The organism is Nostoc sp. DSM 114159 (assembly GCF_053470285.1).
Window position 1 is genome coordinate 197,113 of sequence record NZ_JBPFEH010000001.1, and the last position, 23,547, is coordinate 220,659.

General features: G+C 42.1%; 11 protein-coding genes. 4 read left to right on the forward strand and 7 right to left on the reverse strand.

Features of this window, described 5'->3' with window-relative positions:
- Positions 1 to 141 precede the first annotated feature (141 nt).
- Positions 142 to 5,610: a Calx-beta domain-containing protein gene (locus tag ACR5KR_RS00800; protein WP_448265089.1), complete on the reverse strand. Its 5,469-nt coding sequence runs from the start codon at positions 5,608 to 5,610 to the stop codon at positions 142 to 144.
- A 218-nt stretch (positions 5,611 to 5,828) separates the two neighbouring features.
- A complete protein-coding gene (locus ACR5KR_RS00805; protein WP_448265090.1) occupies positions 5,829 to 5,999 on the reverse strand; it encodes a hypothetical protein in 171 nt (56 codons plus the stop codon).
- A 120-nt stretch (positions 6,000 to 6,119) separates the two neighbouring features.
- Here ACR5KR_RS00805 and ACR5KR_RS00810 point away from each other — a divergent pair, with 120 nt between their 5' ends.
- The gene (locus ACR5KR_RS00810) at positions 6,120 to 7,247 is read left to right on the forward strand and encodes an acyltransferase family protein (RefSeq protein ID WP_448265091.1); all 1,128 of its coding nucleotides are present in this window, start codon (positions 6,120 to 6,122) and stop codon (positions 7,245 to 7,247) included.
- Between the two features lie 264 nt (positions 7,248 to 7,511).
- On the forward strand, positions 7,512 to 8,216 hold the full coding sequence (locus ACR5KR_RS00815; RefSeq protein ID WP_448265092.1) for a CAP domain-containing protein: 705 nt from the start codon (positions 7,512 to 7,514) through the stop codon (positions 8,214 to 8,216).
- Between the two features lie 347 nt (positions 8,217 to 8,563).
- On the opposite strand, the gene ACR5KR_RS00820 is transcribed toward ACR5KR_RS00815, so the two are convergent.
- The 5 genes from ACR5KR_RS00820 to ACR5KR_RS00840 form a co-directional block, all read right to left on the reverse strand.
- Positions 8,564 to 9,946: a carotenoid oxygenase family protein gene (locus tag ACR5KR_RS00820; protein ID WP_448265093.1), complete on the reverse strand. Its 1,383-nt coding sequence runs from the start codon at positions 9,944 to 9,946 to the stop codon at positions 8,564 to 8,566.
- Positions 9,947 to 10,321: 375 nt separating this feature from the next.
- Positions 10,322 to 13,513, reverse strand: a complete 3,192-nt coding sequence (locus tag ACR5KR_RS00825) for an efflux RND transporter permease subunit (RefSeq protein ID WP_448265094.1) — start codon at positions 13,511 to 13,513, stop codon at positions 10,322 to 10,324.
- Between the two features lie 200 nt (positions 13,514 to 13,713).
- Entirely contained in the window at positions 13,714 to 15,360 is a 1,647-nt protein-coding gene (locus ACR5KR_RS00830) for an efflux RND transporter periplasmic adaptor subunit (protein ID WP_448265095.1), read from the reverse strand.
- A gap of 991 nt (positions 15,361 to 16,351) precedes the next feature.
- Positions 16,352 to 17,641 (reverse strand): glycosyltransferase family 4 protein, encoded by a 1,290-nt coding sequence (locus tag ACR5KR_RS00835; protein ID WP_445628183.1) that lies wholly within the window; start codon positions 17,639 to 17,641, stop codon positions 16,352 to 16,354.
- Between the two features lie 743 nt (positions 17,642 to 18,384).
- The gene (locus ACR5KR_RS00840) at positions 18,385 to 18,969 is read right to left on the reverse strand and encodes a PEP-CTERM sorting domain-containing protein (RefSeq protein ID WP_448265096.1); all 585 of its coding nucleotides are present in this window, start codon (positions 18,967 to 18,969) and stop codon (positions 18,385 to 18,387) included.
- A 737-nt stretch (positions 18,970 to 19,706) separates the two neighbouring features.
- Between ACR5KR_RS00840 and glyS the strand changes: the two genes are divergently transcribed.
- Together glyS and murD are read left to right on the forward strand one after the other, a co-directional pair.
- Positions 19,707 to 21,857, forward strand: a complete 2,151-nt coding sequence (gene glyS / locus ACR5KR_RS00845) for a glycine--tRNA ligase subunit beta (RefSeq protein ID WP_448265097.1) — start codon at positions 19,707 to 19,709, stop codon at positions 21,855 to 21,857.
- An 84-nt stretch (positions 21,858 to 21,941) separates the two neighbouring features.
- Positions 21,942 to 23,471 (forward strand): UDP-N-acetylmuramoyl-L-alanine--D-glutamate ligase, encoded by a 1,530-nt coding sequence (gene murD / locus ACR5KR_RS00850; RefSeq protein ID WP_448265098.1) that lies wholly within the window; start codon positions 21,942 to 21,944, stop codon positions 23,469 to 23,471.
- The last annotated feature ends 76 nt before the right edge of the window (positions 23,472 to 23,547 follow it).

The window sequence follows — 23,547 nt, forward strand, 5'->3', positions numbered from 1 at the left end:
TTTTAGTTATATTTAATACTTTAATCTATAAAAATTTGGGCGGATAAATCAAAAAAATGTAATTTATAGCACAAGTATTTACCCACGGCTACTCTGGGCTGGGATAATTGCAGCGATCGCTAATGTTCTGTTCAATAACGATTAGTCATCATTCTTGATTGTGCCAACTCCTTGGTTATTATTAAATGTGGCATTTGCTGCACCATAGATATTGACAAAAAATGTTTCATTGGATTCAACTTTATTATCACCTCTGACGCCAATACTAATAACTTTGCTAGTTTCGCCAGGGTTGAAAACAATTGTCCCTAAACCAAAATTATAATCCGAGTCAGATTCTTTAGCGGTACCATCACTCGTACTGTAATTTACGGCTATCGGTTGATAGAATTCATTTGAGAGAGTGACGACAAAATTAGCATTAGTTGTCATTCCTGTTGTGCCTTCTTTGACTGATACATCTGCAATGCTGATGGCTGGGGGTTGATCGTCATTTATGATAGTAGCCACTCCCAAGCTATCAGTAATCGTGGTGTTTGTAGCACCGAAAAGATTGACAGAAAATGTCTCGTTGGTTTCAGCTTTGTTATCACCTATGACACCAATAGCAATAGTTTTGGTGGTTTCGCCAGGATTGAAAACGATTGTCCCGGAAGCAGGGTTGTAATCAGAGTCAGAAACTTTAGCAGTGCCATCACTAGTGTTGTAATTTACAGTAACCTGCTGTAAACTCGCTGCGGAGAGAGTGACGATAAAGTTAGCATTAGTTGTTGTGCCTGTGTTACCTTCAGCAATTGAGACATCGGAGATACTGACAGTTGTTGGGTTGTCATCATCAATGATGGTAGCCACTCCTAAATTATCTGCGATCGTGCCATTTGTCGCGCCTGAAAGATTGACAGAAAATGTTTCGTTGGCTTCAGTTTGGTTATCGCCTAAAATACCAATGCTAAGAGTTTTGCTAGTTTCAGCAGGAGCGAAAATAATTGTTCCTGAATCATAATTGTAATCAGAGTTAGAAACTTGAGCAGTGCCATCAGTGGTGTTGTAATTTACAGTAACCTGCTGATAACTAGGATTAGAAAGACTGATAGTAAAGTTAGCATTACTTGTTGTGCCTGTATTGCCTTCAGAAACTGAGATATCCGAGATACTGATAGTTGGTTGGTTATCATCGTTGATAATAGTACCAACTCCTAAGCTATCAGTAATTGCGGCATTTGTTGCACCCAAAAGATTGACAGAAAATGTCTCGTCAGTTTCAAATTTGTTATCGCCTACAACACCAACGCTAAGGGTTTTACTGGTTTCGCCAGGATTGAAAGTAATAGTTCCAGAAGCAAAGTTGTAATCAGAGTCACCAACTTGAGCAGTGCCATCAGTGGTATTGTAATTTACAGTAATCTGTTGATAACTAGGATTAGAAAGACTGATAGTAAAGTTAGCATTACTTGTTGTGCCTGTGTTGCCTTCAGAAACTGAAACATCCGAAATGTTGATAGTTGGTTGGTTATCATCGTTGATAATAGTACCAACTCCTAAACTATCTGCGATCGCGGCATTTGTTGCAGCCGAAAGATTAACAGAGAATGTCTCGTCAGTTTCAGTTTGGTTATCGCCGATGACGCCAATACTAATAACTTTGCTCGTTTCCCCAGGATTGAAAGTAATAGTTCCAGAAGCAGAGTTGTAATCAGAGTCAGCAACTTGAGCAGTACCATCAGTGGTGTTGTAATTTACAGTAATCTGTTGAGAACTAGGATTAGAAAGACTGATAGTAAAGTTAGCATTAGTTGTTGTACCTGTATTGCCTTCACTAACTGAGACATCTGAGATACTGATAGTCGGTTGGTTGTCATCATCAATGATGTTAGCCACTCCTAAACTATCTGCGATCGCGGCATTTGTTGCGCCTGAAAGATTGACAGAAAATGTCTCGTTGGTTTCAGCTTTGTTATCACCGATGACACCAATGCTAATAACTTTGCTCGTTTCCCCAGGATTGAAAGTAATAGTTCCAGAAGCAGAGTTGTAATCAGAGTCAGCAACTTGAGCAGTGCCATCAGTGGTGTTGTAATTTACAGTAATCTGCTGATAACTGGCATTGGAGAGAGTGACAATAAAGTTGGCATTAGTTGTTGTGCCTGTATTGCCTTCAGAAACTGAAACATCCGAGATGCTGATAGTTGGTTGGTTATCATCATTGATGATGGTAGCAACTGCTAAATTATCTGCGATCGCGGCATTTGTTGCACCTAAAAGATTGACAGAAAATGTTTCGTCAGTTTCAAATTTGTTATCGCCTACAACACCAATGCTAAGAGTTTTACTGGTTTCGCCAGGATTGAAAGTAATAGTTCCAGAAGCAGAGTTGTAATCAGAGTCACCAACTTGAGCAGTGCCATCAGTGGTGTTATAATTTACAGTAATCTGCTGATAACTAGGATTAGAAAGACTGACAATAAAATTGGCATTAGTTGTTGCACCTGTATTGCCTTCAGCAACAGAGACATCCGAGATGCTGATAGTTGGTTGGCTATCATCGTTGATGATGTTTACTGTAGCCGAACTGTTAGTAATTGTGGAATTTGGCGCTCCAGTTATGAGACTGGGGTTACTCAGAATAACAGTAATGTCTTCATTGAGTTCAAATATGTTATCACCCAAAACATCGGCTGTAATTGTTTTTGTGGTTTCCCCAACAGCGAAGCTTAAAGTCCCAGATACAGCAGTTCCTCCACCCGTAACTTGAATATTGTTATAGTCACTGCCAAAAGTTGCTGCACCGTTAAAAGCATAATTTACAGTACTAGCTACGCCAATACCACCACTGCGAGTAACTGTGAAGGTAACAGCTTGAGTACCGCTATTACCTTCAGTTAAAGTTGAGGTGGGAGTAGAAATTGCATATTGAATCGCATCATTAGCAGCAATATTTAGAGTAGTTTCAGTTATTGTCCCCAAATCAGCTCCTGTTAGCGTGCCGAAGTTGAGTACAACTGTTTCTGCATTCTCAGGTAAATCGTCTGGGTTTATAGTAAAAGTAATTAGCTGTGTTAAATTTGCGCCTGTTGCCCCAGCAGTAAAGGAGATGGTAGCGGGGGAAAAAGTGTAATCGTTGCCACTAGTAGCCGTGCTACTGTTTTTAACGACAATCGGAACTGTGACAGCGGTTTCAGGAGAAGCATCTAAAGTAACAGAAATAGTTACTGTAGTGGCGGTACTATCTTCTGTTGTATTGTACGTAGCAGCACCAAAATTGACTTTTGGAAGTACATATTCAAATGCTCCAATGTCAATTCTCCCGCTTTCAATACGGTTAAAATCCGTGCCACGCTGATCCGTAGTTAAGCCACCATTGTAAGCGGGATCGCCAGCATTCCTGGCAGGGCTGTTAAAGTATAAAGCATGAGTTTGTGTAGAACCGCCGTAATCTCCTAGCGGTTTGAGTCCGGGGTTGGGGTTAATAATATCTGTACCCGTACCGAGAGTCCCGGATGATTTACCAGCAATTTTGCCAATTAGGTTGTAACCATTGCTATTGAAGTTATTACCATAGATATCGGCTCCTTCATTACCTGGGTCAATATTGCCAGCAATGATGCTATTGCTGATGCTTGCCGTGCCTCCAGATTTATAAATGCCGCCGCCATCACCTTGGGTATTGTTATCACTATCAGCAGTGTTACCAAAAATAGTGCTATTGCTGACTGTAGTATTGTTGGTGCTGTAGATGCCGCCACCATTAGTTTTTGCCGTATTGCCAGAAATAGTGCTATTGCTTATGGCGACACTACTATTACTACCAGTACTGAAGATGCCGCCGCCATTGCTGTTGGCAGTATTGCCAGAAATAGTACTATTGCTAACTGTGGCATTGGTGCTGTATATGCCTCCCCCAAGATTTGCTATGTTACCAAAAATACTGCTATCGGTGAGTGTGGCACTATTGCTGTAAATGCCGCCGCCGTTAGTGTTTGCGGTGTTGGCAGAAAAAGTACTATTACTGACTATGACACTACTGGTGCTGTAAATGCCGCCGCCGCTAGTGCTGGCAGTGTTGCTAGAAAAATTACTATTACTGACTGTGACACTACTGGTGCTGTAGATCCCGCCACCATTTGCTCCATTTCCCCCAGTTATCTTCAACCCATCGATTGAGAGAGAGGCACTGGCATTAAAAACACGGGAAGTATTGTTACCACTGATTGTAAGTTTATTAGCCCCAGTTCCTTGAATGATGACTCCTTCAGTAACAATCAATTCCCCAGAAGTGAGGGTAATAGTGTCGGGGGTAGCATCACCGAATATTCCAGTCGTATCAAAAAGGATTGTCTCAATCCCTGGATCGTTATTGGCATTGATAATAGCTTGCCTTAAGGAGCCGGCACCGCTGTCATTGGTGTTAGTTACTATATAGGTGGTGCCATCTACTTTGACAGATACATCGTCAATGGCTAAACCATGATCGTTGCCTGTATCATCTATGTCTTCCCAACGCAATATAATCTCTTCACCGTTAGCTATTGGGGTAGCTAGAGTAATTATTACAGGCGTTATGACAGTCCGATTGGCAATTTGATTACCATTCAGGGAGCCTGCGGTTGCAGTTGCAATTGGCCCAGTGAAATCTAACGATGTGACAGGGGTCCATGTTCCTGTTGTCAAACTTGTGAGAGTTGACCCAGTTTGATAACTAAATTTCAGCTGTTGCGGTGATGTATTACCACCATTACGCCATTGCTCACCCGTGTAACCTACTTGCAAGTTAGTAATTGTTGAACCTGTGTTGTTTTGGAGGCGCAACCCATAATAAATAGTTCCTGTAGTACCAGAAGCTACAGAACCAAGTGCCCGGTCTGTGGTTGTACCAAAACTGTACATTGCACCTGTATTATTAGTGCCAGTACCAGCGTTATAATTTGTTCTTGTGGAATACCATCCTGAAATAGTTGAATCATTAGTCCAAGCAATAGATGTTCCAGAAGCAGCTAATGTGTTGAAGTTTTGAGAGTATGTACCAGTAAAACTAGCTGGCAAAATCGATTGGTAAGCCTGTATTACTTCAGGTTTAAATGCCAGGGAAGCCTCAATTTTTCCTGTCTTCACCTCTAAATCCCAATCGCCACCTAAAGCTGCACTTCCGGTTTTGTTAGTAGAAGCGGCAACGTCTGCTCCAGTAAATTGGCTAATCTGCTGTACAAATTTTGTGCCTTCACCACTAGCTACATCACAGCCGTAAATTAGGATGTCAGCTTTTTCAGTTAAAGCACTTGCCCACTTTCGTAACTGATTTTTGTAGCTATCCAGATTGCTAAGGTTGAAGTTAATTGATCCTAGCTGCAAACTCCCCACACTTCCGTGGGAAACAATGTGAATTGATTGAACTGAATTGGATTCACGTTTTGCGAGAAACTCGGTGATTTGTGCTAAACCGTCTCTATTGGCATCAAGAATAACAACTTCACTGCCAAGTATAATACCAGCCACCAAGCTTTGATAATCTATAACGTTTGGATCTATAAAAACAATATTTGTGCTTGCATCTATTAATTTGATAGTAGACTTATTTATACTTTTAGAAAGATGATTTTCTGGTACTTTTATCATAATTATTCCTTAAATATAATTTATTAGCTTTAGCTTAGTAAGATTTAGCGTGCATAACAAAATAGAAAGTGAATGACTCTGCATTCGCTTTCATTTCCAAATGAAATCGGTAATTACTTTTATTTAATGAGATAAAACCGCAATATTTTTAGTTGTTATATAAGCACGCCTTGAATAAAGTTAGCTGTTTTTTCGTCACAGCTTTTGTTTATAGCAATTTATACTAAGTCTAGTGACAATACAACTGCATTTTCACTTAAATAACGATTGATTGATTGAAATTTGAGTATATCTAGCTTTATTAACAGTTCTGGTACTACCAATCCTTTTTGAATAGCTAAACTAAAACTGTGGTCTAGGTGCGATCGCGTACTTCTAGTTTCATACAAGATAGTATGGGCAGGAACCTTGATGAAAAACTATATTTGGTAAGTAAACCTATAAATTTTGCTTGCTTACCTGCATCAAGCGGAGTACTTTAGATACTCATGTAACATAAAATTCCGCTTATGCGCCTGACTTCACTAGATGTTTTTCGCGGCATTACCATCGCTGGAATGATTCTCGTTAATATGGCGGGTGTCGCAGATGATGTATATCCTCCCTTAGCTCACGCCGATTGGCACGGCTGCACACCAACGGACTTGGTATTTCCTTTCTTTCTCTTCATTGTTGGTGTAGCGATGACTTTCTCGCTGTCAAAATACACCGAGGGCAATAAACCAACCTCAGCTGTTTACTGGCGGATATTGCGCCGCGCCGCTATTCTCTTTGCCTTGGGATTACTACTAAATGGCTTTTGGAATCAAGGTATTTGGACTTTTGATTTCAGTAGTATCCGCATTATGGGAGTATTGCAGCGCATCAGCCTTACCTATCTGCTGGCTTCCCTAGCTGTTCTCAACCTTCCACGCAAAGGTCAATGGATACTAGCAGCAGTGCTACTCATTGGCTACTGGCTAACGATGATGTATGTAGCAGTGCCAGAATTTGGTGCAGGAGTTTTGACGCGAGAAGGTAATTTCGGTGCTTATGTTGATCGCCTGATTATTCCTAAAGGACATTTATACAAGGGTGATGGTTTCAACTTTATGGGAGATCCAGAAGGACTTTTCAGTACTATTCCCGCGATAGTAAGTGTCCTTGCTGGCTACTTCACAGGTCAATGGATACGCAGTCAACCTGTACAGTCACGCACAAGTATCGGTTTAGGATTATTTGGAGTCGGTTGCTTAATTATCGGTTGGATATGGGGGTGGACATTTCCAATTAACAAAAAGCTGTGGACAAGTTCTTATGTAGTATTTACAACAGGTTGGGCGTTACTATTACTAGCAGCTTGTTATGAACTTATCGAAGTACGGCTGATGCGTCGCTGGAGTAAACCTTTTGAAATTATGGGCTTAAATGCGATCGCTCTTTTCGTTGCATCGGTTTTATTAATTAAAATTTTAGTCAAAACCACTGTTGGCACTGGCAAAGACGCTCCTAGTACCTACAATTGGATTTACCAGAATTTTTTCGCATCTTGGGCGGGTGTGCTGAATGGTTCCCTGTTCTTTGCTTTAGTCACCGTGTTGTTGTGGTGGGCTGTTGGTTTTCTGATGTATCGGCAACGCTGGTTTCTGAAAGTGTAAAAAAGATTTTTGTTATTATTTACGTTTTAGTGTTTTCAATGTTACAACAGGTGTTAAGTGATGGATTGTAACACTCTAGGAACAAAGGCAATCGCAACTTTATCAATATTATTGGTGCGTTAATCTGCGCTTTCTTTAGCAAACTTACTTAAGCCCTGATATCGTTTCTAACGGCAGAAGCGTATACAGACTTATCTGTGCGTTGAAAATTCATATTTCTTCTAATTCACTAAATTAATCCATAGAAAAATTGTGAGGTAATCGATGCGTCGCATGAATTTTTGGGTATTTTTGCCAATTACCTTGGTATTGGGCTGCTCAAATCAACTGCTTCAATCTAACCCGTCTGTAGCCAAGCCTAACCCAGCAGTAGTTAAACAAAGTAGTCCAATTTTATTAGCAAAGGCTAGTTACCTTTCACCGTTGGAACAACAGGTAATTGTTGAAACCAATAAGGTAAGAACAAATCCTAAAGCATACCTCCCGATTCTGGAAAACTATAGAAAGCGCTTTGAGGGGAACCGAGTCAAAATTTCTAATAATACTTATCTACGAACTCAAGAAGGAGTTAAGGCAGTTGATGAAGCGATCGCATTTCTCAAATCAGCACGTCCTGTAGGAACCTTGAGTGTATCTAAGGGTATGTCTTTAGGAGCAAAAGATCACGTAAAAGACCAAGGCCCAAAAGGTGCTTTAGGTCATGATGGTAGCGATGGTAGCAACCCTTTTACTCGCATTAACCGCTATGGGAAATGGCAAACAACCGCAGGTGAAAATATCAGTTATGGGCCAAACAGCGCTCAAGATATCGTCATGCAGTTAATTATCGATGATGGTGTGAGCGATCGCGGCCATCGAAAAAATATTTTTAATGGTGCTTTTAAAGTCTCTGGTGTTGCTTATGGAACTCACAAATTATATAGAACAATCTGCGTGATTGACTACGCTGGCGGATATAGGGAAAAATAATTTGCGAGGGAGTTCATATAAGCCCAAAATCCTGATGTAGAGACGCAATTTATCACGTCTTGAAAGACCAATTATTTACACTAATAATCCTTAACCCAAGCGTATTGGGAATTAATACTTCTTGGGTTTTGGGGAAAAGGGAAAGAAAAAACCTTTAACCCTTACCCTTTACCCCAAACTAGATTCCGAGTTAAAAATGCACAAAGTGAGAAGTATTGTATTGGGGATAACCTGGCAATTAGAAATCATGTTTACACAAGCCAAGTCCGCTGCGCTGACTCAATGAATTTGAAACCCGCCTAAGCGGGTTTTGTCTGTGTAAACAAGTTTTCTAACTGCCAATTTAGCTATTTTGCAGCAAACCAAGCGCCATGAAACCCATAAGGCACTCGCTGAGGAATTATCACCCGCGCTACAGGTTCAGCCGTTATATCTTGGGCATTCACTACTACTAATTCTGAAGTATCTGAACCCTCATCATGGACGAAAGTCATCAGCCAACCATCATCCTCAGCCGTTGCACCAGGACGCGGTGCAAACACAGTTTCACCGTTATAGCGCCCCTGCCCAAATTCATGTATTTGGGATTTTCCACTATTGAAGTCGTATTTGATGATACCGTCAAATAAAGGTACGGGACTGTTTGCCGCTTTGTTAGTGTAGCCATATCGGTTTTGTCGCCCCAATTGGTTTTCGTTGACGCGGGGAAATTCCGAAGCTACATCATCCAACATTTCTTCACGTACTGAACCAGTATTGAGGTTAAATCGCCAGCGATGCAAACGGGGAATATTTGCGTTTGGATCGGGTTGCGAATCATCAGAACTCAAAACAGTTGTAGAACTCATGCGACAGGCGATTAGCACTACTTCGTCTCCCTCTTCGTAAGCGTTGAGGGTATGGAAGACGTAGCAAGAGGGACTTTCAAACCAGCGGATATTACTGTTGTCACCGTGACGTGGTAAAATGCCAAAACGACTGGGGCGATCGCGCTCAAACATCATTACAGGTTCTCCCCGTTGCGCTCTTTCAGGGTTAAAAGTCAGCGGCAAATCCATGAAAATTGTGTAGTTTTCCGTGATGGCAAAATCGTGCATCATCACGCCTATTGGCAGTTCAATTGGCACTGTCCGCAACAGTTCGCCTTCTGCTGAGACCACACTATATTGCAGGTATGGTGGCGCAAACAGAGAATAGCCAAAGAAGATCATTTCCCCTGTAACGGGGTCTACCTTGGGATGGGCTGTGAAGGCAGAAACCAGTTTACCATTGTAGGTGTACTCGCCAATGGTTTCTAATTCAGGCAGCTTGATGGCGTGAGGTTTACCCCCTTCATTCAGCGCCAACATTTGACCAGCGTGCCACACTAAGGCAGTATTGGCAGTATTTTTGTAGCGGCCGTGGGGATTATCCATCTGTGGTGGTTCTAACAATCCACTCCAGATAGCTTTACCCGCTTCTCGTTCTTTTTTCCATCCGAAAGTCTGGACGTAGCGGTTACGATAAGTGGCTATGCCGTTGCTAATTTGCACACCATGCAACATCCCATCTCCATCAAACCAATGATATTGACCGATAGGCGTCCATTGAGGGTTAGGGCCATTCCGCACAAACATCCCTGATAAGTCAGGGGGTAATTCACCGATGACTGCCAATTTGTCGGTGGTGATTTCTTCATGGACTGGAGCAAAATTGCCATCGAGATAGGGATTGACTGCTATTGTTACCATTGTCTTGATTTAAGCGTACATTTGTACTGTACATTCTGGTTTGTCATTATGCCCACATGGAAATTTTGAGGGCGTTGTGGAATTTTTGCAATCGGTCTACAAATTAAACTTTTTTCTCTTGCTGTTTAATTCGTTTGATTTGTAGGAGGTTTCATTCATCTTCAGAATAAGGTGTGCTATAGCAGATATCAAAGTAAAGATTTAGTCTATATCTCGATAGGAATAAAACGGCGATGTCTTGAGCATTGAGTCCAGCAGCATTTAAGGTACTTGCAGTTAAAAAATATCCCATCATAAAAAGCAAGGTTTATGATGGGATCATTTATTTTTTGCAAGTCCCTAAATTGATTTGCTTCAATCGATAACGATAAATACTCAATCCTCAGCTTTTGTTGAATATATAGCAGTGTTACCATTCAACGACACTGCTTCTGCTGGTATTTCTTGATGCCGATTTGGTTTGATAAATCGCTCTGTTATCGTTTTTATTACGATATACAAAATTGGGACGACAAACAAACTCAAGAAAGTAGCGATTAACATCCCACCAAAAACTGCTGTTCCCAAAGATTGGCGACTACCTGCGCCGGCACCCGTGGCAGTAGCTAAGGGGAAAATCCCCAATAGTGTAGAAAAAGCAGTCATCAAAATTGGGCGTAACCGCTCTTGTGAAGCCTCAATTACTGCTTTGGTCATCGAAAGCCCTTGGTCTCGTAATTGGTTAGCAAATTCTACAATTAAAATTGCATTCTTACTAGCTAAACCGATCAACATTACTAGACCAATTTGACAATAAACATCATTCGCAAAACCCCGTATTGATTGAGCTATCAGCGCTCCAAAGATTGCTAAGGGAACTGATAACAGAATGATAAACGGGTCAACGTAGTTTTCATATTGAGCAGCTAATACCAAAAACACAAATACCAATCCTAATCCAAAGATCAGGGGTGCTAAACCACCAGAATCAATTTCTTCTAACGCAGTCCCTGACCATTCATAACCATAACCTGCTGGTAAAACTTCTTTAGCAACTTTTTCCATTGCTTTAATTGCGTCTCCAGAGCTAGAGCCAGGGGCGGCGGCACCATTAATTTCAATTGAGCGGAACAGATTGTAGTGATTTATCGTTTGCGCTCCCACCGTCGGAGTAACTGTAACTAAGTTACTCAAAGGAATCATTTGATTCTTTTGAGAACGAACGTATAGTTTGCCAATATCTTTTGGGTTGGAACGATACTGTTGATCTGCCTGGAGATACACCCGATAATTGCGCTGCTGGAGATTGAAATCGTTTACATATTGCGATCCCAAAGCAGTTTGTAAAGTACTGAAGACATCATCTATGGAAACTTGCAATGATTTGGCTTTATTGCGGTCTACTTCCACAAGCAATTGTGGTGTATCTGCGGCAAAGGTACTAAATACAGCTTGTAATCCTGGTGTTTGATTAGCTTTACCTAGCAACTTACCCATCGATTGCACCAAATTTTCTAAGCCACTGTTACCTCTGCGGTCTTGCAGTTGAAAGACGAAGCCGCCAAAGTTGCCTAAACCCTGAATTGGTGGCGGATTCACAGGAAAAACCCTGGCCTCTGGAATTGCCAATAACTTTCCTTGCAAGCTGCCAATAATCGCCTGTACCGATCGATCGGGTTTTGAGCGCTCGTCCCAAGATTTTAAAGTTGTAAAGATGACGCCGCTATTGGCGGTGCTACCACTAAAACCAAATCCACCGATCGCAAAAGTCCCCAGTACTTCTGGAATTTGCAGAATTTCTTTTTCTACCTTTGCAATCACATCGCTAGTATATTGCAGTGAAACCCCTTGCGGTCCTTGGATAATTGTGATGAAGTAGCCTTCATCTTCATCGGGTAGAAAGGCTGTTGGTACTGTGGTGTACAGCCAAGCAGTCATTCCTAAGGAGACGATAAACAACCCAATGACGATGCTTTTGAATCGTACCATCCAGGTAAGCGATCGCTCGTAACTTGACCTTACCCATTCCAAGAATCTATTAATCCGGTCAAAAATCCAACCCAGTAAGCCTGAAGGTTTTTGTCCTTGACGCAGCAGCAGCGCACATAAAGAAGGTGTCAGCGTCAAAGCTAGAAATGTCGAAATCGCAATGGAAAAAGCGATTGTCAGCGCAAATTGCCGATAAAGTGCGCCTGTAGTTCCGGGAAAAAATGCCACTGGCACAAACACCGCCATCAATACTAGTGATGTGGCAATAACTGCGCCAAACAGCTCCGCCATTGATTCACTAGCGGCTCGGCGAGGATTAATTCCTTTATCCTGAATAAAACGGCTAATTTGCTCTACCACCACGATCGCATCGTCTACCACCATCCCCGATGCTAAAGTTAGACCAAACAAAGTCAAACTATTGATGGAAAAGTTAAAAACTTTAACGAAGGCAAATGTTCCAATTAAGGAAAGCGGAATGGTAAGTGCAGGAATTAAAGTGGTTCGCCAGTCTTGTAAAAACACAAAAATTACAATTACAACCAGCACCACCGCTTCAATTAGAGTCTTGACTACTTCTGCCAAAGACTCTTCGACAAAGGATGTTGTGTCAAAAGCTACTTGATATTTCATCCCTGGGGGAAAACTCGGAGCCAATCGCGCCAGTTCAGCTTTGACTCCCTTGGCTACATCCAAGGCATTACTACCAGGAACCTGATAAATCCCTAAACCGACAGCATCGTTACCACGAAATCGCAGAAATGAACTGTAGTTTTCTGCACCCAGTTCTGCTCTACCGACATCTTTGAGCTTGACTAATGTGTTATCATCTCCAGTTTTGAGGACAATTTCTTCAAATTCTGATGGTTCTGCTAATCGGCTAGCAGCACGCACATCCAGTTGATATCTTTGTCCTTCAGGAGCTGGTTCTTGTCCAATTCTCCCTGCACCAACTTGCAAGTTTTGTTCAGATAAAGCATTCGCTACATCCTGAGTTGTTAGCCCCCGATTGGCAAGGCGAGTTGGATCTAACCACAGGCGCATTGCATAGCGGCGTTCGCCAAAAATTTGAACGTTGCTCACACCTTTGACTCTTTTTAAGGCATCTGCTAAGTAAAGGTCGGCATAGTTACTTAAGAATGTATTGTCGTACTCTTTATTTTCAGCGAATAAACCAATCGCTAAGAGGATGTTACTAGATTCTTTCGATACTCGCACTCCCGTGCGTTGCACAGAGTCTGGTAGTTGTGGCTGGGCAACAGAAACACGATTTTGCACATCCACAGCCGCAATATCTTTATCCCGTGATGAATCGAAGGTGGCTGTAATGGTACTAGTACCATCGTTACTGCTGCTAGAAGTGAGATATCTTAGTCCCTCAACCCCGTTGATTTGCCTTTCTAAGATATTTGTCACTCCGCTTTCTACGACTTCTGCACTAGCTCCGCTATAGTTGGAAGTTACAGTGATTTGGGTGGGACTAATTTCTGGGAATCTGGCGATCGGTAGTGAGGGAATACTAATTAATCCGATTAAAAGGATGACGATCGCACATACCGACGCAAAAATTGGCCGCTTAATAAAGAAGTCAACAAACATAGTTTAAAAATTGGGCTTTGGGTATTTGGCATTAGGTATTGGGCATTGGGAATGAGGCATTGGGCATTAGGAATGGGGCATTGGGCATGAAGAAGAGACAAGGGAGACAAGGAAGAGGGGGGAGACAAGAGAGAGACTTGTTCAATAATTCCCCCTGCTCCCCCTGCCTCCCCTGCTCCCCCTGCTTCCCCTGCCTCTCCCTATGGCTTCTGACTACTCACTTCTGGCGGTGCGGGAGTAATGGGAGCGCCATTAGTTAAATTGAGAATACCGGAAACAACAATTTTGTCTCCAGCTTTTAGTCCTTCGATAACTTGATAATTATTCCCCTCAATAACTCCCAATTTCACCGGTTTTTGTTGAGCTACTAAAGCTGGCGCTCCAGCTTTCTTTTCTGCTGGTGCTTCAGCTTTTTTTTCTGTTGGTTCAGCGTTCTTTTCTGTTGGTTCAGCGTTCTTTTCTGTTGGCGCTTCAGCTACAAATACAAATGTCTCCCCACCCAGGCGAGATACTGCTGTAACTGGAATTAAGATTCCCGGACGTTCATTCCAGATTACTTTGGTTTGCACTGATTGAAGATTAAGCAGTCGATTTCTCGAATTGCCAAAGTTGGCTTTTACCAAAACTGTCTGCGAATCGGAACTAGCATTTGGGGAGATAAAACTCACCTTACCCCTTGCTATGGGTTTGTCTTGGACATCCAGCATTTGCACAGGTAAGCCCAAGCGCAACTTTCTGGCTTCGGCTACGGGAACGGAAATATTCAGTTCTAAAGAGTCGTTTCTAGTTAGTGTAGTGAGCTGATCGGCTTTTTCCACATAATCTCCCACTTTTGCTGGAATATCACCAACAATGCCAGTGAAAGGTGCTAGAACTTTTGTGTATTGCAATTGAACTTGGGCCGCTTGGACTTGGGCAGCTGCTTGAGTTACTTGCGATCGCGCTTGGGCAATTTCTTCTGGGCGGGAACCATTTTCTAGTTGCCTTAAGTTTTGTTTTTGTTGTTCCAAAGCACCACCTAGCTCATTAATACTCGATCTTCTGCTTTGGCGGAGTTGGTCTAGGCGTTTCTGGGCTACAACCAGAGCAGCTTCAGCACTTTGCTGTTCTTTGACATATCCTTCTAAGGTATCTTGAGAAACTGCGCCCTCTTTTCTCAATTGTGCGTATCGTTTGGCGCGTGACTGTGCTAGTTCCACATCGGATTTAGCTGACTGAATTTGAGCTTCAGCCTGAGCAATTTCTTCTGGTTGCGATCCCGATTGAGCATCTCTAAAGCGAGCTTGGGCTTGGGCTAACTGCGCTCTAGCTTGAGCAATTTCTTCTTGTCGCGTACCCGCTTGAAGTTCAGCAAGACGTGCCTGGGCTTGTTGCAGTGAGCCTCTAGCTTGTAACAATTGAGCTTGGACATTATCACTTTGCAGACTGATAATGACTTGTCCTTGTTGAACGCGGTTGCCCTCTTGGACGAAAATCTCGGTAATTCGTCCTTCAACCTGTGGCTTGATGATTACTGAACGTGGAGCCTCTAAGGAGCCAATAAACTCCGAACTTTCTTGAACGGTTTCAGTTTTTACTGTCGCTAGCTTGACCGGAACTGCTCTAGGTTGACCGGCATTTGCTCCAGCCGCAGGTGCATTGCTAGCATTACTAGTTTGCCACCAGCGCCAACCAAAACCTACACCTGCAATTAATAAAACGATTCCTAATATCAAAGGCCAACGCCGTTTTTGAGGTGGCTTAGGCGATCGCTGTGGCAATTCTTGTGACTCTTGACTAGAATCAGTAACAGCAGGCTGTTCTATTTCAATGGGTAAGGGAGAGTCAGGGAACTCAGAATGGGACATCTTCGTTTTCTCGTCTTGTGGATTTAGACTTGGGCAATCTACTCTTCGCTAAAAATGCATTATTTGGAATAGTTTTTTAGCCCTTTTTTCTCTATGTTGGTGAAAAATATGTTTCGGTATTTGGGCGATCGCTCACGATGTCTAGCACCTAAAATGAACCAATTTTGTTCAGCACATTATGGTTGATTTGTACATTACTTAACTCCGTTCAATTTCTTAAAGTGTAATTTATAGTTTTTCGTTAGCCAGTATAAACACAGTGCTTTCTCTCTAAGCTAAAGCACGGTTCATGTTGGTGCAGCTAAAGCTTCTGTTTGTAAAGCGTAGGCGTAGCCCGCCGTTGGCGCAGCCTCTCGTAGAGAAGGCATCGTTTTGGTAATTAGAGCAAGTTAGTAGTTGCTTTTGAGTTATGGAAATGACGAAATAAAGTTACCTCATTGACCGCAGCAACACGACTAATTTCTCGCGTTGTCGCTGTGTGTGATTAAACCTGTTGTTGCAAATGTTGCAAATATATTAGTTGCTGATTATATCAAGAGTGCATAAGTTTGTGCCGTACTTGATGGTAATGTTTTCTACGAGTGTTTGCAAGCACTTGCTTGCATTATAACCACATAGCAAACGAGATTGGTATTATTTACAGATGAGTTTATCCCTCTTGAGTAGTACTGAATACTGATCTTAAGGAAGAAAAAAGTCTGGAGCAATGCTTTCTCTACGAGAGGCTCCGCCAACGCGTAGCTTGCTTCCCCGTATGGGTACGGCGAGTTAAGCGGCGATTAATTCAGCTTTATTAATCATCAAGTTATCCTTAGCAAGAACGACGTGCAATCAATCAGTATTCTCTAGATTCTTATTTTTGAGCAGTCTCAACTTCCTACAGTTAGTTCACCCGATCGGTTGATCTTTAACTCACCCGAATGGGTGATTTAATTTATTCCAATCGGGGTTTTGTTTGTGTAGCTAACGAGTGAGAAATCCTCAATCCCCTTCAACCATCCACAACTGATTTCTTAGAATCGAATTTTGGTAAAATCCCCACAGTTGATTTTCGGTTGGTAACAATATGAGAAAAAAGCCACTCATACCGATCGAGCGCTTGCTCTAAGGAATAGTTTTCTTCGGCAAATTGTCTTCCTGTGTTACCTAGCTTTGTCACTAGAGCCGGATTAGCATATAAATTACGCACCGCAGCAGCCATTGCTTGGGGTGATTCTGGTTCAACAACTATCCCACCACCACTGAGCTCGATGGCTTTAGCAGCAGTACCAGTGGCGGGAACTGAACCCACAATTGGGCGACCACTCGCCAACAAAAGTGGTATTTTTGAAGGCATATTGAACGAAATCACATTATGCTTTTGCACAATCAGCCCAACATCAGAAGCTGCTAGCATTTCAGGTAGTTTTTCTCGCGGCTGTAACGGTAGTAGCAAAACATTATCTGCTCCATTTGATAAACAATATTCTTGCAATCTTTGCAATGCTCTTGATTCGCCAACAATGACAAAGACAATATCTTTGATATGACGTAAACAAACGGCTGCTTCGATTACTGTCTCTAAACCTTGCGTTAGAGCAATGTTGCCTGAATAAAGTACTACAAATTTTCCATCTAGTTGATGGTTAGATATCCAAGAGTTACTCTGTTTCGGTAACGGGCGAATGAAATTTACATTTACCCAATTGGGAATACAAACGATTTTATTAACAGGTACTCCCTTATTTACTAAATTCTCACGAAATCCATCAGCGATCACACTAATAGTGTGTGCAGTCCGATATGCAAATTTCTCTAAAGCAGCAAGAATTCGGATCATCCACTTGTTTTTTAACAACCCGATACGCACAGCAGCTTCTGGTAAAATATCTTGCACATTTAGAACTACTGGGCAGTTGTATAACCAGCCTAATGTTGTTGCTGGCAACGTACCAAGTAGCGGCGGAACTGTTAAGATAATCACATCTGGTCGCCCACCTTTAAAAGCTTGGGGTAAGCTCGTGAAAACAAAGCTCAACTCCAGTAACAGCCGATCCACTAGGTTAGGTTTAGACTTAATACGGACGTAACTTCGCGCAATTGTGACGCCATTTTTTTGTTCAGTAAGATACCATTTATTCTCATACCCATCATAAATTTCGCGCTGAGGATAGTTCGGCATTCCCGTAATCACTCGCACTTTATGACCTCGCTTTACTAACCCTTCTGCCAATTCAGTCATTAACGGAGCAATTCCAATTGGCTCTGGATGATAGTTGTAGGAATAAATCAGAATATGCATGAATTATTTGTGAATTTTGTGAAGATAGCATGAGACGATCGAATTACTTATTAATAGCCAGTAGGGGCTGCTATTTTTATTGCTTACAGCGTTTTGTTTTGCATAAAGCATAAAGCTATAGGTTTCGAGGCAGGAAGCAGAGGTATAAACTGTTTATATCTGATTTGTATCTCTGCATTTTATTACCTCATTTATTTACAAATGCTGTATTTTGACTGGTTAAATTGTTTAATTAAAAAAAATGTGTTAAACATTGCTTATAAATTTTATTTATAGTTTTCAAAAGATAATTTTTTCCAACATAAAACACTTAAAAATAAAAATATGACTTTGTATAAACAGGTGAGATTATTGATAAATATGGAGTTTATTTTTTGATGATTATGAAAGAGTTGGTCTTTTTATTTCCGAACTAATGCCTAAATTTACACTTGGGAAATTGTAACATTATATTCAGTGTTATGCATATAACCCTCATTCCGCCTTTTCAACTGGCACATGAGTATTTTTAACCAAGTCATCAGTATTGTATTCATTGAGGAGAATCTCACTTTTTGAGTAGTTTAAAGGCGCTGACTAAAACAGTGTTGAGTGCTGAGTAATAAATGCTGAGGTAAAAGTAAAATTAATTTCACTCATATTTTTAATGAGGTTATATGATAACCCTACTAGTTAACTGAACTAGTAGGGCTAGAATAGAGATTCAGTAAATTTGGCAAGCTCTGACTAGAAAGCCCTAATTTCTAGTAAAAGGCTTGCTTTTTCTTTAAAGTCGAAGCTATACCCAAACCAGCAAATGCTAGCAAACCCAACAAAGAAGCAGGCTCTGGGACTTTGGATACTTGAATAGAGCCAGAATTTTGATCTAGTATTGTTGACGTTCCCTGTTGATCGACATCCTGACGTAAGAACAAAGAGTCGCCAACCGTTCCCTGGAAGAAATATTCTCCAATTACACCCGTTCCTCCAGCGACATCAAAAGGGCCAAATAATGTCTGAGTGGAAGTATTAAAATTGAAAGCAAAGAAATTAGATTCTGATACTCCACCACTAACGGTGTTATAGGTTCCCAGAAGATTTTTAGATGGGTCTAAGAAAGAGACATTCAAGGATTGTAAAAAGTTGGTGGCTCCACTACCAAGTTCTGAAATGATTGTTGGTGCTGTAGTTTCGTCGTAGCTAAATGAACCTGTTGCTGAGTAACCAGCATTACCTTGCCAATTAAAGTTTAATTCAATAGCTTGGGCTGGGTAGTTAGCACTAGTAGCGATCGCAATACTGGTTGCTGCGATCGCGGTGATTTTGGCGAAAATATTTTTCATGGTCATAACTCTAAAGTTGATTGTCATGATGCATATATCAATGCATCAATCAACACTAAGCTTACGATAGAAATATATATCCGTAAATACCGCATAAAATACAGGATGTAATGTAATGAATCTATGAAGAGAAGCACTTGTTTTATAAATTTTGCATAAAATGTCAAGTCTATAGCGATGTCTGACGAGAAGCCGCATAGGCAATCTACCTGGCTTAACTTCCATTTTCATCGATCGTAAATTAAAGGGTTTAAGATCCCTGCATTTTCACGTAGCCCAGTTCCTCTGGGGGATCTTGCAACAGTAGGGGTTTGAATCCCCGTACTTCGGCTCCTTTCGACTACGCGGTAGTTGAATCTCGACTTACTTCTCCTGTCGGAGAGGCTGCGCCAACGACTACGCTCAGTACAAGTCGCTCGATTACCGCGCAGTCGAAACTCAATGACCAACGCTCAGTAACCGTCTGAAAATGTCTAAAATGTTTGAATGCGTGAATACTTCGGCTACGCGGTAGTTGAATCTCGACTTACTTCTCCTGTCGGAGAGGCTGCGCCAACGACTACGCTCAGTACAAGTCGCTCGATTACCGCGCAGCCGAAACTCAGTACAAGTTTTAAATTTTGAATTGTTAACTATGGGGTTTCCCTTTATTCTCTTCGACGATCGATTCAGCTAAAAATCACGAGCGATCGCCTGAGAATAACTGATAAAGTTGAGCTACGCAAAGTTGAAAACAGTGTTATATGCCTGGGTTTCTATTAGAAGTTGGTACAGAAGAACTACCTGCAAGTTTTCTCAGTGATGCTTTAGTGCAATGGCAGGAACGCATTCCCCAAAGCCTGGAAGCAAACAGCCTCAAGGGCGATGTCCAGGTGTACGGTACTCCCCGGCGGCTGGCGGTATTGATTACAGGTCTACCATCGCAGCAACCAGACCGAGAAGAAGAAATTAAAGGGCCCCCCGCCCAAGCCGCCTTTAAAGATGGTCAGCCGACAGCAGCAGCCGCAGGTTTTGCCAAAAAGCAAGGTGTGGAACTGGATGCGCTGTCAGTTCGCCCCACAGACAAAGGGGAATTTGTTTTTGTGCAAAAAAGAATTCCCGGTCGTCCTGTAGCAGAAATTTTGACAGAACTTGTTCCCCAGTGGATTTGGGGTTTAGAAGGTAAGCGGTTGATGCGTTGGGGGAATGGGGATGCCAGGTTTTCTCGACCAATTCGTTGGCTAGTAGCTTTGTTAGATGAGACGGTATTGCCTTTAGAATTAGTGAATGGTTCTAAAACGATTCAGAGCGATCGCCTTTCCCAAGGTCATCGGGTTTTGCATCCTGAACCTGTGACAATCGCTCAAGCTACTGATTATGTTACCGCCCTCAAGTCTGCATCTGTCACCGTTGATCCAGAAGAACGGGTAAATCTGATTAAAGAGCAAGTAAATGCAGTCGCAGAGAATTTAAGCGGGTATACAGTAATTTACCCCGATTTGTTAGCGGAAGTAACCAACCTTGTAGAATATCCTTCCGCAGTTGTTGGTAAATTTGAACCAGAATTTTTGGAATTACCAACTGAGGTAATTACTGAAGTGATGGTTACTCATCAACGTTATTTTCCTGTATTCAAACCAGGAAGTTTTGAGCAAGAATTATTGCCCAATTTCATCACCATTTCTAACGGCGATCCGAAAAAATCAGATATTGTTGCCGTCGGCAATGAAAGAGTAATTCGTGCCAGATTAGCTGATGGCAGATTTTTCTATGAAGCTGATTTAACTAAGCCAATAGATAGCTTTTTACCACAGTTAGAAAAGGTCACTTTTCAAGAGGAATTGGGTTCGGTGCGTGCCAAGGTAGATAGAATAGTTAAAATTGCCGAGCAAATTAGCAGTCAATTAGAATTAGGAGAAGACCAAAGCCAAAGAATCCAACGTGCCGCTTTATTATGTAAAGCAGATTTGGTGACACAAATGGTCTATGAATTTCCTGAATTACAAGGCATTATGGGAGAAAAATATGCCTTAGCCAGCGGTGAAGATGCCGAAGTAGCAAAAGCAATTTCTCAACATTATTTGCCAAAGGGAGCCGGTGATGTGTTACCAGAAACACTCACAGGTAAAATCGTAGGTTTGGCAGATAGATTAGATACTTTGGTGAGTATCTTTGGTTTAGGTTTAATTCCTTCCGGTTCATCCGATCCCTTCGCCTTACGTCGGGCGGCTAATGCTGTAGTTAAAATTGTTTGGTTTGATAATTTACCGATAAATTTAGATAATTTATTGGCACAAATAGCCACGGACTTTGCAGCAAAATATCATAAAGATCGGGCATCATTAACCACAGCATTACAAGAGTTTTTCTTGCAACGCATCCGCACTTTACTACAAGAAGAAAAGCAGATTGATTACGACTTGGTAAATGCAGTTTTAGGAGAAAACGATCCAGAATACACAGAACGGACGTTAAAAAATTTATTGGATGTCCGCGATCGCGCTTTGTACTTACAACAAATCCGTAACGACAGTACTTTAGATAACATCTACGAGACCGTTAACCGTTCCACACGATTAGCCGCTCAAGGCGATTTGGATACAAAACAGCTAGAACCAACAACCGTAGTTCGTCAAGAATTATTCCAAAAGCCCTCTGAAGAAGCTTTGTATAAAGCCTTAATCGAATCAGTACCACAAACTCAAGCAGCACAGCAGACACGAAATTATCAACTGTTAGTAGCAGCACTAGCAAAACTTGCTCCAGCAGTTAGTAACTTCTTTGATGGCCCGGATAGCGTTTTAGTTATGGACTCCGATCCAGAAGTCAAGCGTAATCGGTTACATCTGCTGGGATTAGTTCGCAATCATGCCCGTGTTTTAGCTGACTTCGGTGCGATCGTCAAAAATCTGTAGCGTAAGTCAACAAAAACTTGTGTAATTTTTGCCAAGAAAGGCTACTATAGGGAGTGCTTAACCAGGGACACTCTGCTGCAATCTATGTCCAAAGCTCATGTTGTTGGATTGGGAAAGTCCGGTGTTGCTGCGGCGAGATTGTTGAAACGGGAAGGTTGGGAGGTAGAGCTGAGCGATCGCAACACCTCCGAAACCCTCCTAGAACAACAACAAGAACTCGCTGCCGAGCAAATAACCGTAAAACTAGGACAATCCCTAGAATTGAATGGTGCTAATTTACCGCAATTAATAGTCGTTAGTCCTGGCGTGCCTTGGGATATTCCCGTATTAGTTGAGGCACGCCAATTAGGTATTGAAACCATTGGCGAAATGGAACTCGCCTGGCGAAATTTGCAATCGCTACCTTGGGTAGGAATTACCGGCACTAATGGCAAAACTACTACCACAGCTTTAATTGCTGCCATTTTCCAAGCAGCAGAATTAAATGCACCCGCCTGCGGTAATATTGGCTACGCCGCTTGTGAAGTTGCCCTATCCCAGGGAGCAGGGAGCAGGGAGCAGGGAGCAGGGGAGGCAGGGGGAGCATTTGATAACTCCTGTACAGACGCGATTAATCGCGTCTCTCCTAACTCCTCACTCGATTGGGTGATTGCGGAAATTAGCAGCTATCAAATAGAATCTTCCGTCTCTCTTGCACCCCGGATCGGTGTTTGGACGACTTTTACACCGGATCATCTCAGTCGCCATAAGACTTTAGAGAACTATTACAATATCAAAGCCAAGCTATTGCGTCAGTCTGAGTTGCAAGTGTTCAATGGCGATGATGCTTACTTGAGTCAGCTAGGTTTAAGTGCTTGGCCTAATGCCTATTGGACAAGTGTGAGAGGAAAAGATTTTCTGATTAGCGAAAAAGGCTTTTACATTGAAGATGGTTGGGTTGTAGAAAAATTGACTGCAACCTCGGCACCAGAACCGATTGTGAAAGTATCTAGTTTGCGAATGGTGGGAGAACATAACCAGCAAAATCTGTTGATGGCAGTAGCAACAGCAAGATTAGCGGGAATTAATCGTGATGCGATCGCACTTGCAGTTCGGGAATTTCCTGGTGTTGCGCATCGTTTGGAGCATATCTGCACTTGGGAAGGTATTGATTTCATTAATGACAGCAAAGCCACTAACTACGATGCGGCTGAAGTAGGTTTAGCATCTGTCAACAGTCCAGCGATTTTAATTGCTGGTGGAGAAGCCAAAGCAGGTGATGATACTGCTTGGCTAGCACAAATTCAAACCAAAGCTGCTGCTGTGTTATTGATTGGTTCTGCTGCACCCGCATTTGCCAAACGTCTGCGAGAGGTGGGGTATCATACATACCATATTGTGGAAACTATGGAAAGGGCAATTCCCAAGTCGGCAGAATTAGCCAAGCAGTATCAAGCGCCTGTGGTATTGCTATCTCCAGCTTGTGCGAGTTTTGACCAGTACACAAATTTTGAGGTGCGGGGCGATCGCTTCCGTCATCTATGCCTTGCTTGGGCGGGAGGTTGGAAACCTGCCAAAGTAGAATTTCCAGAACTTGAAAACTCTAGTCAAGAGTCCATAGTTCAAAGTCGATAAGCATCGTTTGTCTACAAGTTCGTAGTAAGGACTTTAGTCCTTGTTTTCTAAGCACTAAACTCCTTACTACAAACTC